Source organism: Pseudomonas hormoni (genome assembly GCF_018502625.1).
Lineage (GTDB): Bacteria > Pseudomonadota > Gammaproteobacteria > Pseudomonadales > Pseudomonadaceae > Aquipseudomonas > Aquipseudomonas hormoni.
Genome location: NZ_CP075566.1, coordinates 5,088,220 through 5,100,024, shown reverse-complemented (window position 1 = coordinate 5,100,024; position 11,805 = coordinate 5,088,220). Strand labels below are relative to the sequence as shown.

Below are 11,805 nucleotides of genomic sequence, written 5' to 3'. Positions count from 1 at the left end.
CGCTTTTGCCCATTCCTGCGGCGTGCAGGTTAAAACCGCGGCTGTCCCTATCCATCCCCGCCATCCTTGTAGGGCAATCCCTACCCCCAACCTTCCATCCGGCTGAGGCGATTCTCTCCTGCGCCCCGATTTGCGTGGTCACCAGCGTCCACTAGGCTTAGTCCACAGCAGTCATCAATAACAAAGGTGTGGGTATGAGCCAGGTCGATTCAAACGCAGGGGCCAGCGACATTCTGGTCAGCTTTCGTGGAGTGCAGAAGAGCTACGACGGCGAGAACCTGATCGTCAAAGACCTCAACCTGGACATTCGCAAAGGCGAATTCCTCACCTTGCTCGGGCCGTCCGGCTCGGGCAAGACCACCAGCCTGATGATGCTCGCCGGTTTCGAAACGCCAACCGCCGGCGAAATCCTCCTGGCCGGGCGTGCCATCAACAACGTGCCGCCGCACAAGCGCGACATCGGCATGGTGTTCCAGAACTACGCACTGTTCCCGCACATGACCGTCGCCGAGAACCTCGCGTTTCCGCTGACCGTGCGCGGCTTGAACAAGAGCGATGTCAGCGACAAGGTCAAGAAAGTCCTGAGCATGGTCCAACTCGATGCCTTTGCTCAGCGTTATCCGGCACAACTGTCCGGTGGTCAGCAGCAGCGTGTGGCTTTGGCCCGTGCGTTGGTGTTCGAACCGCAACTGGTATTGATGGACGAGCCCCTCGGCGCACTCGACAAACAACTGCGCGAACACATGCAGATGGAAATCAAACACCTGCACCAGCGCCTCGGCGTGACTGTGGTCTACGTGACCCACGATCAGGGCGAAGCCTTGACCATGTCCGACCGCGTGGCCGTGTTCCATCAGGGCGAAATCCAGCAGATCGCCCCGCCGCGCAGCCTGTATGAAGAACCGAAGAACACCTTCGTCGCCAACTTCATCGGCGAGAACAACCGCCTCAACGGCCGTTTGCACAGCCACACCGGCGACCGTTGCATCGTCGAACTCGGTCGCGGTGAAAAGGTTGAAGCCCTGGCGGTCAACGTCGGCAAGACCGGCGAACCCGTCACGCTGTCGATTCGTCCGGAGCGCGTGAGCCTCAACGGTTCGAGCGAGTCCTGCGTCAACCGCTTCTCAGGGAGGGTGGCGGAATTCATCTATCTGGGCGACCACGTCCGGGTTCGCCTGGAAGTCTGCGGCAAGACCGACTTCTTCGTGAAACAACCGATTGCCGAGCTCGATCCTGCGCTCGCGGTCGGCGACGTGGTACCGCTTGGCTGGCAGGTCGAACACGTTCGCGCGCTCGACCCACTTCTAGAGGCGAACTGATCGCCCCCTGCTTCAACCAACCCTGCACGTGGAGAGAACAATAAATGTTGAGATCCCTGAAATTCACCGCCCTGGTCATGGGCATGATCGGTGCGGCACACGCGATGGCGGCGGGCCCGGACTTGACCGTGGTGTCCTTTGGCGGGGCGAACAAGGCCGCGCAGGTCAAAGCCTTCTACGCACCGTGGGAAGCGGCGGGTAACGGCAAGATCGTCGCCGGCGAATACAACGGCGAGATGGCCAAGGTTAAAGCCATGGTCGACACCAAGAGCGTGTCCTGGGACCTGGTGGAAGTTGAATCGCCAGAATTGTCCCGTGGTTGCGACGAAGACATGTTCGAGCAACTCGACCCGGCGCTGTTCGGCAAGTCCGAAGACTACGTCAAAGGCGCCATCCAGCCTTGCGGCGTGGGTTTCTTCGTGTGGTCGACCGTGCTGGCCTACAACGCCGACAAGCTGAAAACCGCACCGACCAGCTGGGTGGATTTCTGGGACACCAAGAAATTCCCGGGCAAGCGCGGCCTGCGCAAAGGCGCCAAGTACACCCTGGAATTCGCACTGATGGCCGACGGCGTTGCGCCGAAAGACGTCTATAAAGTGCTGGCCGGCAAAGACGGTCAGGACCGCGCATTCAAGAAACTTGATGAGCTGAAACCAAGCATTCAATGGTGGGAAGCCGGCGCGCAACCGCCGCAATACCTCGCTTCCGGTGACGTGGTCATGAGCTCGGCCTACAACGGCCGGATTGCAGCGGTACAGAAAGAAAGCAATCTGAAAGTCGTGTGGAACGGCGGTATCTACGACTTCGACGCTTGGGCGATTCCAAAAGGCCTCGACAAGGCGCGTGCTGAAGCGGCGAAGAAATTCATCGCGTTCTCGGTGGCACCGCAGCAGCAGAAGACCTACTCGGAAAACATCGCCTACGGCCCGGCCAACACCCAAGCCGTACCGTTGCTGGCCAAGGACGTCCTGAAAGACATGCCGACCACCCCGGAAAACATCGCCAATCAGGTGCAGATCGACGTCAGCTTCTGGGCTGACAACGGCGAGCAACTGGAACAGCGCTTCAATTCCTGGGCTGCGAAGTAACCAGAGGGCTCGCCCTCCTGTGAGGGCGGGCTTTTGTGGCGAGGGAGCTTGCTCCCGCTTGAGTGCGCAGCACTCACAAAATTGGATGTTGTTAACAGAATTTTGGGGCTGCTCCGCAGCCCAGCGCGAGCAAGCTCGCTCGCCACAGGTTCGCTCCCACTTCAACGATTGATCAAAGATTTCCGGAGTACGCCATGGCCACCGCCATTCCCCTGAACGCGGGCACTGACCCCACCTTGAAGCAGCGGCTCAAGCACGCCGAGCGGATCAACCGCTGGAAAGCACAAGCCTTGATCGCGCCCCTGGTGCTGTTTCTGTTGCTGGTGTTCCTGGTACCGATCGTGGCGCTGCTCTACAAAAGCGTGGGCAACCCGGAAGTGGTCGGCGGCATGCCGCGCACCGTGGCGGCCATCGCCGGTTGGGACGGCCGCGGCCTGCCCGCTGAACCGGTGTACAAAGCGGCTAGCGAAGACCTCGCTGAAGCGCGCAAGAATCAGACCTTGGGCGACCTGTCCAAGCGCTTGAACATGGAGTTGGCCGGCTACCGCAGCCTGCTGACCAAGACCGCCCGCGCCTTGCCGTTCGCCACTGAACCTGCCTCTTATAAAGAAGCGCTGGAAGGGCTCGACGAACGCTGGGGTGATCCGGCCTATTGGCAAGCAGTACGCCGCAACGTCAGCAGCATCACGCCTTACTACTTGCTGGCGGCGGTCGATCATCGCATCGACGACCTCGGCGAAATCGCCCCGGCCACGCCCGATCAGGCGATTTACCTCGACATCTTCGCCCGCACCTTCTGGATGGGCCTGATCATCACCGCCATTTGCCTGGTGCTCGCCTATCCGTTGGCCTACCTGTTGGCGAACCTGCCGTCGCGGCAAAGCAACCTGTTGATGATCCTGGTGCTGCTGCCGTTCTGGACCTCGATTCTGGTGCGCGTCGCGGCGTGGATCGTCTTGCTGCAATCGGGCGGGCTGATCAACAGCGGCCTGATGGCCATGGGCATCATCGATAAGCCGCTGGAGCTGGTGTTCAACCGCACCGGGGTTTACATCTCGATGGTGCACATCCTGCTGCCGTTCATGATTCTGCCGATCTACAGCGTCATGAAAGGTATCTCGCCGACCTACATGCGCGCCGCGATTTCCCTGGGTTGCCACCCGTTCGCCAGCTTCTGGCGGGTGTACTTCCCGCAGACCTACGCCGGTGTCGGCGCCGGTTGCCTGTTGGTGTTCATCCTCGCCATCGGCTACTACATCACCCCGGCGTTGCTGGGCAGCCCGAACGATCAGATGGTCAGCTATTTCGTCGCCTTCTACACCAACACCAGCATCAACTGGGGCATGGCGACTGCGCTCGGTGGGCTGCTGCTGTTGGCGACCGTGGTGCTTTATCTGATTTACAGCTGGCTGGTGGGCGCCAGTCGCCTGCGCCTGAGCTAAGGGGAGAATGAAATGCTGAGTCCTTATATGTCGCCCGTCGAGCGGGTGTGGTTCTACAGTTTGCGGATTCTCTGCGGCTTGATTCTGCTGTTCCTGATTCTGCCGGTGCTGGTGATCATTCCGCTGTCGTTCAACTCGGGCAGTTTCCTGGTCTATCCGCTGCAAGGTTTTTCGCTTCACTGGTATCAGGACTTCTTCGCGTCGGCGGAATGGATGCGTTCGTTGAAGAACAGCATCATCGTTGCTCCGGCGGCAACCGTGCTGGCGATGATCTTCGGCACGCTGGCGGCGATTGGTCTGACCCGTGGCGACTTCCCGGGCAAGCCGCTGGTGATGGCGCTGGTGATTTCGCCGATGGTGGTGCCGGTGGTGATCATTGGTGTGGCCAGCTATCTGTTCTTCGCCCCGTTGGGCCTGGGCAACAGCTTCTTCTCGCTGATCGTGGTGCATGCGGTGTTGGGTGTGCCGTTCGTGATCATCACGGTGTCGGCGACGTTGCAGGGGTTTAACCAGAACCTGGTGCGTGCGGCTGCCAGCCTCGGGGCTTCGCCGCTGACCGCGTTTCGTCGCGTGACCTTGCCGCTGATTGCGCCCGGCGTGATCTCCGGTGCGCTGTTTGCCTTCGCGACGTCGTTCGATGAAGTGGTGGTGACGCTGTTCCTCGCCGGTCCCGAGCAAGCGACCTTGCCACGGCAGATGTTCAGCGGTATCCGCGAAAACCTCAGCCCGACCATTGCCGCCGCGGCAACGCTGCTGATCGCCTTCTCGGTGATCCTGCTGCTGACCCTGGAATGGCTGCGTGGGCGCAGCGAAAAATTGCGTACAGCCCAAGTCTGATGAGCTTTTGATTTTGTAGGAGCGAAGCTTGCTCGCGAAGAGGCCATAACATTCAGCATCGATGTTGACTGACATGGCCCCTTCGCGAGCAAGCTTCGCTCCTACATTAGATTTATGTTGTTTCCTATGTTTGATCATTCACACCCTGAATAGCAGACAAACCCCAATCCCCAGCTACTATTGTGCCCAGCTCCCCTATCTATAAGAGGCTGCGCACGATGAGTCTTTCCTCTTTCAAAATCGCTCACAAACTGATCACCGGCGCAGGGGCCATCGAGCAACTGGCCGCCGAACTCACGCGCCTGGACATCGACAACCCGCTGATCGTCACCGACGCCGCGCTGGTCAAGTCCGGCACGGTCGAGCTGGCACTCGCGCAGCTGGGGGACCGAAGCTACGAGATTTTCGACCGTGTACTGCCAGACCCGGAAATCGCCATCGTCGAAGACTGCATGCGTGTTTACCGCGAAGGCGGGCATGACGGTCTGATCGGTCTGGGCGGTGGCAGCGCGATCGACATTGCCAAAAGCGTCGCGGCCTACGCCGGTTACCACGGCGACCTGGAAGATCTGTTCGGCATCGACCAGGTGCCGCGCAAAGGCCCACCGCTGATCGCCATCCCGACCACCGCCGGCACCGGTTCGGAAGTGACCAACGTCGCGATCCTTTCCGACAAGGTCGCGCAGCTGAAAAAGGGCATCGTCAGCGACTATCTGTTGCCGGACGTGGCGCTGGTCAGCCCGCAAATGACCCTGACGTGCCCGCGCAGCGTTACCGCCGCCAGTGGCGTCGACGCGCTGGTGCATGCCATCGAGTCTTATTTGTCCCTCAATGCTTCAGCGATTACCGACGCGCTGGCCATCGGCGCGATCAAGTTGATCACCAACGCGCTACCCAAGGCCTACGCCAATCCCTCCAATTTGCAGGCGCGCGAAGACATGGCCACCGCCAGCCTGATGGCGGGCATGGCATTCGGCAATGCCGGCGTCGGCGCGGTGCATGCGTTGGCGTACCCGCTGGGCGGTCGTTTCAACATCGCACACGGCGTCAGTAACGCCTTGTTGCTGCCGTATGTCATGACCTGGAACAAGATGGCCTGCGTCGAGCGCATGCAGGATATTGCCGAAGCCATGGGGGTGAAGACCGCTCATCTGAGCGCCAATGACGCCGCGGACAAAGCCGTCGAAGCGATGACCGCGTTGTGCGCAGCCGTGGAAATCCCTTCGGGCCTGCGCAGTTTCGGCGTTCCCGAGGATGCTATCCCGGCCCTGGCCGTGGAAGCCGCAGGCATTGAGCGCCTGATGCGCAACAATCCGCGCAAATTGAGCGCGATTGATATCGAGAAGATCTATCGAGCTGCTTACTGATCATCGCTGTCACGGTGCGCGCGCCAAAGCATGAGGTATACAATGCGCGCCATCGTGATTTTGCTCAGAAAAGGTGCGTCATGCAGCCCTTCGTAATTGCTCCGTCGATTCTCTCCGCCGACTTCGCCCGCCTGGGTGAAGAAGTGGATAACGTTCTGGCCGCCGGCGCCGACTTCGTGCACTTCGATGTCATGGACAACCACTACGTGCCGAACCTGACCATCGGCCCGATGGTCTGCGCCGCGCTGCGCAAGTACGGCGTGACCGCGCCGATCGACGCGCACCTGATGGTCAGCCCGGTGGACCGCATCGTTGGCGACTTCATCGAGGCCGGTGCGACTTACATCACTTTCCACCCGGAAGCCACGCAGCACGTCGACCGTTCCCTGCAACTGATCCGCGAAGGCGGCTGCAAGTCGGGCCTGGTGTTCAACCCGGCGACCCCGCTGGACGTGCTCAAGTACGTGATGGACAAGGTCGACATGATCCTGCTGATGAGCGTCAACCCGGGCTTCGGCGGGCAGAAATTCATCCCTGGCACCCTCGACAAGCTGCGTGAAGCTCGCGCATTGATCGATGCCTCGGGTCGTGACATTCGCCTGGAAATCGACGGCGGCGTCAACGTGAACAACATCCGTGAAATCGCGGCGGCTGGCGCTGACACCTTCGTGGCCGGCTCGGCGATCTTCAATGCGCCGAACTACCAGGAAGTCATCGAGAAGATGCGTTCCGAACTGGCGCTGGCCCGCCCATGAGCGGCTTTGAGCAGCTGTTCCCGGGGCGTCTGCCACGGCTGGTGATGTTCGATCTGGACGGCACGCTGGTCGATTCGGTCCCTGACCTCGCCGCGGCGGTGGATAACATGCTGCTCAAACTCGGGCGTCAGCCTGTCGGCATCGAATCGGTGCGTGACTGGGTCGGCAACGGCGTGCACATGCTGGTGCGCCGGGCCCTGGCCAATCACATCGACGCCGAGGGTGTCGATGAGGTCGAAGCCGAACATGCCCTGGAATTGTTCAACGGCTTTTATGAGGACGGTCACGATCTGACGGTGGTTTACCCCGGCGTGCGTGACACCCTCAAGTGGCTGAACAAACAAGGCGTGGAAATGGCGCTGATCACCAACAAGCCGGAACGCTTCGTCGCGCCGCTGCTGGATCAGATGAAGATCGGCCGCTATTTCAAATGGATCATCGGCGGCGACACCCTGCCGCAGAAGAAACCCGACCCGGCCGCGCTGTTTTTCGTGATGAAAATGGCCAACATTCCGGCGTCCCAGTCGTTGTTCGTCGGCGATTCGCGCAGTGATGTGCTGGCGGCGAAAGCGGCGGGGGTCAAATGTGTCGCTCTCAGTTACGGCTACAACCATGGTCGGCCGATTGCCGAAGAGTCGCCGGCGCTGGTCATCGACGACCTGCGCAAGCTAATTCCCGGTTGCCTGGATCCGGCCGCTGAGATAACGTTGGCCGACGCTGTTCAACCCCCTTCTGGAAACGCCATCGTGGTGGTCACTCGCAAACTCTGGATGAAAGTCATCAAGGCCCTGGCCCGCTGGCGTTGGCGCGCCTGACTTGTTCCTGGCCGGTATACCGGCGCGTTTGCATACCTGACTGTTAGCACCTCAAGCCACGAGGCTACTCCATGATCCGCGAAGAATTCCTGCGTTTGGCCGCTGCCGGCTATAACCGCATCCCGCTTGCCTGCGAAACCCTGGCCGACTTCGACACGCCGCTGTCGATCTATTTGAAACTGGCTGACGAGCCCAATTCCTATCTGCTTGAATCCGTTCAGGGCGGGGAGAAGTGGGGCCGTTACTCGATCATCGGCCTGCCGTGCCGCACCGTGCTGCGCGTTCATGACCATCACGTCAGCGTGACTCATGACGGCGTCGAGATCGAAAGCCACGAAGCGGAAGATCCACTGGCCTTCGTCGAAGCCTTCAAAGCCCGCTACAACGTACCGACCATCCCCGGCCTGCCGCGTTTCAACGGCGGTCTGGTGGGTTACTTCGGCTACGACTGCGTGCGCTATGTGGAGAAGCGTCTGGGCAAGTGCCCGAACCCGGACCCGTTGGGCGTACCGGACATTTTGCTGATGGTGTCCGATGCGGTGGTGGTGTTCGACAACCTCGCCGGCAAGATGCACGCGATTGTCCTCGCCGACCCGTCGCAGGACGATGCCTTCGAGCAAGGTCAGGCGCGCCTGGAAGAGCTGCTGGAAAAACTCCGCCAGCCCATCACCCCGCGCCGTGGCCTGGATTTCAGCAAGCAACAATCGGCTGATCCGGTGTTCCGTTCCAGTTTCACCCAGGACGATTACGAAAAAGCCGTCGACACCATCAAGGAATACATCCTCGCCGGTGACTGCATGCAGGTCGTGCCGTCCCAGCGCATGTCGATCGACTTCAAGGCTGCGCCGATTGATCTGTACCGGGCGCTGCGCTGCTTCAACCCGACGCCTTACATGTACTTTTTCAACTTCGGCGACTTCCATGTCGTCGGCAGTTCGCCGGAAGTGCTGGTGCGGGTCGAAGACAACCTGATCACCGTGCGCCCGATTGCCGGCACCCGGCCGCGTGGGGCCAACGAAGAAGCGGATCTGGCACTGGAAAAAGACCTGCTGTCCGACGACAAGGAAATCGCCGAACACCTGATGCTCATCGACCTGGGCCGTAACGACACCGGTCGCGTCTCGGAAATCGGTTCTGTGAAGCTCACCGAGAAGATGGTCATCGAGCGTTATTCCAACGTGATGCACATCGTTTCCAACGTCACCGGGCAACTGAAGGCCGGGTTGACGGCGATGGATGCGCTGCGGGCGATCCTGCCGGCGGGCACCTTGTCCGGCGCACCGAAGATTCGCGCCATGGAAATCATCGACGAACTGGAACCGGTCAAGCGTGGCGTCTACGGCGGCGCGGTCGGTTACTTCGCCTGGAACGGCAACATGGACACCGCGATTGCCATTCGCACCGCGGTGATCAAGAACGGCGAGCTGCATGTGCAGGCCGGTGGCGGCATCGTTGCCGACTCGGTGCCGGCGCTGGAATGGGAAGAAACCCTGAACAAGCGTCGCGCCATGTTCCGTGCAGTCGCCCTGGCTGAACAAACCCCGGAAAGCTGACCGATGAACGTGACCCGTATGCCATGTCGCTTTGCCTGACAAAGCGCTGGACGCTGCGGGTCACTCATTCGAAGGCAGTCTTTATAGTCAGTGAATTCAAGAGGTTCTCAAGCCATGTTGCTGATGATCGATAACTACGACTCTTTTACTTACAACGTTGTGCAATACCTCGGTGAGCTTGGCTCCCAGGTCAAAGTCGTGCGCAACGATGAACTCACCATCGCCGAAATCGAAGCCCTCAACCCTGAGCGCATTGTCGTGTCTCCCGGTCCTTGCACCCCGAACGAAGCCGGCGTTTCGATTGATGTGATCAAACACTTTGGCGGCAAATTGCCGATTCTGGGCGTCTGCCTGGGCCATCAGTCCATCGGCCAGGCCTTTGGTGGCGACGTGGTCCGCGCCCGTCAGGTGATGCACGGCAAGACCAGCCCGGTGTTCCACGAGGACAAAGGTGTCTTCGAAGGCCTGAACCATCCGCTGACCGTCACGCGTTATCACTCGCTGATCGTCAAGCGTGAAACCCTGCCGGATTGCCTGGAGCTGACCGCCTGGACCCAGCTTGAAGACGGCTCGGTCGACGAGATCATGGGCCTGCGCCACAAGACGTTGAACATCGAAGGTGTGCAGTTCCACCCTGAGTCTATCCTGACTGAACAGGGCCACGAGTTGTTCGCCAACTTCCTCAAACAAACCGGCGGCACGCGCTAAGGACTTTCCATGAATATCAAGACAGCCCTGAGCCGTATCGTCGATCACCTCGACCTCAGCACCGAAGAAATGCGCGATGTGATGCGCGAGATCATGACCGGGCAGTGCACGGACGCGCAGATCGGCGCGTTCATGATGGCCATGCGCATGAAGAGCGAAAGCATCGACGAGATCGTCGGCGCCGTGTCGGTCATGCGCGAGCTGGCGGACAAGGTCGAACTCAAGACCCTCGACGGCGTGGTCGATGTGGTCGGCACCGGCGGTGACGGGGCCAACATTTTCAACGTTTCGACGGCTTCTTCCTTTGTGGTGGCGGCGGCCGGTTGCACCGTGGCCAAGCACGGTAACCGTGCAGTGTCGGGCAAAAGCGGCAGCGCCGATCTGCTGGAAGCGGCGGGCATCTACCTGAACCTGACCCCGGTTCAGGTGGCACGTTGCATCGACAACGTCGGCATCGGTTTCATGTTTGCCCAGACTCATCACCGTGCCATGAAGTACGCCGCCGGCCCGCGCAAGGATCTTGGTTTGCGTACCTTGTTCAACATGCTCGGCCCGCTTACGAATCCGGCCGGCGTGAAACATCAGGTGGTGGGCGTGTTCAGCCAGGCGCTGTGCCGGCCGTTGGCCGAAGTCTTGCAGCGTTTGGGCAGCAAACACGTGCTGGTGGTGCACTCGAAGGATGGCCTGGACGAGTTCAGTCTGGCCGCGCCGACTTACGTGGCGGAATTGAAGAATGACCAGATCACCGAGTATTGGGTCGAACCCGAAGATTTGGGCATGAAGAGCCAGAGCCTGCACGGCCTGGCGGTGGAAAGCCCGGCCGCTTCGCTCGAGCTGATTCGCGATGCACTTGGCAAGCGCAAGACCGAGAGTGGTCAGAAAGCCGCCGAGATGATCGTGCTCAATGCCGGTGCTGCGCTATACGCCGCCGACCTGGCGACCAGTTTGAAAGAAGGCGTTGCCCTGGCGCACGATGCGCTGCACACAGGCCTCGCTCGGGAAAAACTTGAGGAGTTGGGTGCATTTACCGCGGTATTCAGAGTGGAGAATGAGGGATGAGTGTACCGACGGTTCTGGAAAACATTCTGGCGCGCAAAGTCCAGGAAGTCGCCGAGCGTAGTGCTCGTGTGAGCCTGGCGGAGCTGGAAAGTCTGGCCAAGGCGGCCGATGCACCCCGTGGTTTTGCCAAGGCATTGATCGCGCAGGCCAAGCTGAAACACCCGGCGGTCATTGCAGAAATCAAGAAGGCTTCGCCAAGCAAAGGCGTGATTCGCGAGAACTTCGTTCCGGCGGACATTGCCAGGAGTTACGAGAAGGGCGGGGCGACCTGCCTCTCGGTGCTCACCGATATCGATTACTTCAAGGGCGCCGATGCGTACCTGCAACAGGCCCGGGCGGCGTGCAAACTGCCGGTGATCCGCAAGGATTTCATGATCGATCCATACCAGATCGTCGAAGCCCGTGCGTTGGGCGCTGACTGCGTGCTGTTGATCGTCTCCGCACTGGATGACGTGAAAATGGCCGAACTGGCGGCAGTGGCCAAAAGCGTCGGCCTCGATGTGCTGGTGGAAGTCCACGATGGCGACGAGTTGGAGCGGGCCTTGAAAACCCTCGATACTCCGCTGGTCGGCGTGAACAACCGCAACCTGCACACGTTCGAAGTCAGCCTGGAAACCACCCTCGACCTGTTGCCGCGGATTCCGCGTGACCGTCTGGTCATCACTGAAAGCGGCATTCTCAATCGGGCCGATGTCGAGCTGATGGAAATCAGCGACGTGTATGCATTCCTGGTGGGTGAAGCGTTCATGCGCGCCGAAAGCCCGGGCACCGAACTGCAGCGTCTGTTCTTCCCTGAGCGTGGGACTGCTGTGAGTGGTTCGACACTCGACTGATAACCTGCAGACCGAGTCGACGCCATCGC

The 11,805-nt window shown here is 60.3% G+C and carries 11 protein-coding genes; all 11 read left to right on the top strand.

Going from position 1 to position 11,805, the window contains the following annotated elements; translation table 11 throughout:
* The first annotated feature begins 194 nt into the window (after positions 1-194).
* The 11 genes from KJF94_RS23810 to trpC all read left to right on the top strand — a co-directional run bounded on the left by KJF94_RS23810 (position 195) and on the right by trpC (position 11,776).
* Positions 195-1,319 carry an ABC transporter ATP-binding protein gene (locus KJF94_RS23810; RefSeq protein ID WP_214379215.1) on the top strand — a complete coding sequence of 375 codons (1,125 nt, stop codon included), beginning with the start codon at positions 195-197 and terminating at the stop codon, positions 1,317-1,319.
* 44 nt (positions 1,320-1,363) lie between these two features.
* On the top strand, positions 1,364-2,407 hold the full coding sequence (locus KJF94_RS23805; RefSeq protein WP_214379213.1) for an ABC transporter substrate-binding protein: 1,044 nt from the start codon (positions 1,364-1,366) through the stop codon (positions 2,405-2,407).
* A 194-nt stretch (positions 2,408-2,601) separates the two neighbouring features.
* Positions 2,602-3,849: an ABC transporter permease gene (locus KJF94_RS23800; protein ID WP_214379211.1), complete on the top strand. Its 1,248-nt coding sequence runs from the start codon at positions 2,602-2,604 to the stop codon at positions 3,847-3,849.
* A 12-nt stretch (positions 3,850-3,861) separates the two neighbouring features.
* Positions 3,862-4,686, top strand: a complete 825-nt coding sequence (locus tag KJF94_RS23795) for an ABC transporter permease (protein ID WP_214379209.1) — start codon at positions 3,862-3,864, stop codon at positions 4,684-4,686.
* 218 nt (positions 4,687-4,904) lie between these two features.
* Positions 4,905-6,053, top strand: a complete 1,149-nt coding sequence (locus tag KJF94_RS23790) for an iron-containing alcohol dehydrogenase (RefSeq protein ID WP_214379207.1) — start codon at positions 4,905-4,907, stop codon at positions 6,051-6,053.
* Between the two features lie 80 nt (positions 6,054-6,133).
* The gene (gene rpe, locus KJF94_RS23785; RefSeq protein ID WP_008035979.1) at positions 6,134-6,808 is read left to right on the top strand and encodes a ribulose-phosphate 3-epimerase; all 675 of its coding nucleotides are present in this window, start codon (positions 6,134-6,136) and stop codon (positions 6,806-6,808) included.
* Positions 6,805-7,623: a phosphoglycolate phosphatase gene (locus KJF94_RS23780; protein WP_214379205.1), complete on the top strand. Its 819-nt coding sequence runs from the start codon at positions 6,805-6,807 to the stop codon at positions 7,621-7,623. The genes rpe and KJF94_RS23780 overlap by 4 nt, the downstream gene beginning before the upstream one ends.
* Positions 7,624-7,694: 71 nt before the next feature.
* Complete coding sequence (gene trpE / locus KJF94_RS23775) at positions 7,695-9,176, top strand: anthranilate synthase component I (RefSeq protein WP_214379203.1); 1,482 nt, start codon at positions 7,695-7,697, stop codon at positions 9,174-9,176.
* Positions 9,177-9,290: 114 nt separating this feature from the next.
* Positions 9,291-9,884 (top strand): aminodeoxychorismate/anthranilate synthase component II, encoded by a 594-nt coding sequence (locus tag KJF94_RS23770; RefSeq protein WP_033056198.1) that lies wholly within the window; start codon positions 9,291-9,293, stop codon positions 9,882-9,884.
* A gap of 9 nt (positions 9,885-9,893) precedes the next feature.
* Entirely contained in the window at positions 9,894-10,943 is a 1,050-nt protein-coding gene (gene trpD / locus KJF94_RS23765; protein ID WP_214379201.1) for an anthranilate phosphoribosyltransferase, read from the top strand.
* Positions 10,940-11,776, top strand: coding sequence for an indole-3-glycerol phosphate synthase TrpC (gene trpC / locus KJF94_RS23760; protein ID WP_214379199.1), 837 nt, complete (start codon positions 10,940-10,942; stop codon positions 11,774-11,776). The genes trpD and trpC overlap by 4 nt, the downstream gene beginning before the upstream one ends.
* The last annotated feature ends 29 nt before the right edge of the window (positions 11,777-11,805 follow it).

Coding starts and splice junctions, on each gene's coding strand:
- trpE (WP_214379203.1), top strand. CDS start 7,695: ATGATCCGCGAAGAATTCCTGCGTTTGGCCGCTGCCGGCTATAACCGC.
- KJF94_RS23805 (WP_214379213.1), top strand. CDS start 1,364: ATGTTGAGATCCCTGAAATTCACCGCCCTGGTCATGGGCATGATCGGT.
- trpD (WP_214379201.1), top strand. CDS start 9,894: ATGAATATCAAGACAGCCCTGAGCCGTATCGTCGATCACCTCGACCTC.
- KJF94_RS23770 (WP_033056198.1), top strand. CDS start 9,291: ATGTTGCTGATGATCGATAACTACGACTCTTTTACTTACAACGTTGTG.
- KJF94_RS23800 (WP_214379211.1), top strand. CDS start 2,602: ATGGCCACCGCCATTCCCCTGAACGCGGGCACTGACCCCACCTTGAAG.
- KJF94_RS23780 (WP_214379205.1), top strand. CDS start 6,805: ATGAGCGGCTTTGAGCAGCTGTTCCCGGGGCGTCTGCCACGGCTGGTG.
- rpe (WP_008035979.1), top strand. CDS start 6,134: ATGCAGCCCTTCGTAATTGCTCCGTCGATTCTCTCCGCCGACTTCGCC.
- KJF94_RS23795 (WP_214379209.1), top strand. CDS start 3,862: ATGCTGAGTCCTTATATGTCGCCCGTCGAGCGGGTGTGGTTCTACAGT.
- KJF94_RS23790 (WP_214379207.1), top strand. CDS start 4,905: ATGAGTCTTTCCTCTTTCAAAATCGCTCACAAACTGATCACCGGCGCA.
- KJF94_RS23810 (WP_214379215.1), top strand. CDS start 195: ATGAGCCAGGTCGATTCAAACGCAGGGGCCAGCGACATTCTGGTCAGC.
- trpC (WP_214379199.1), top strand. CDS start 10,940: ATGAGTGTACCGACGGTTCTGGAAAACATTCTGGCGCGCAAAGTCCAG.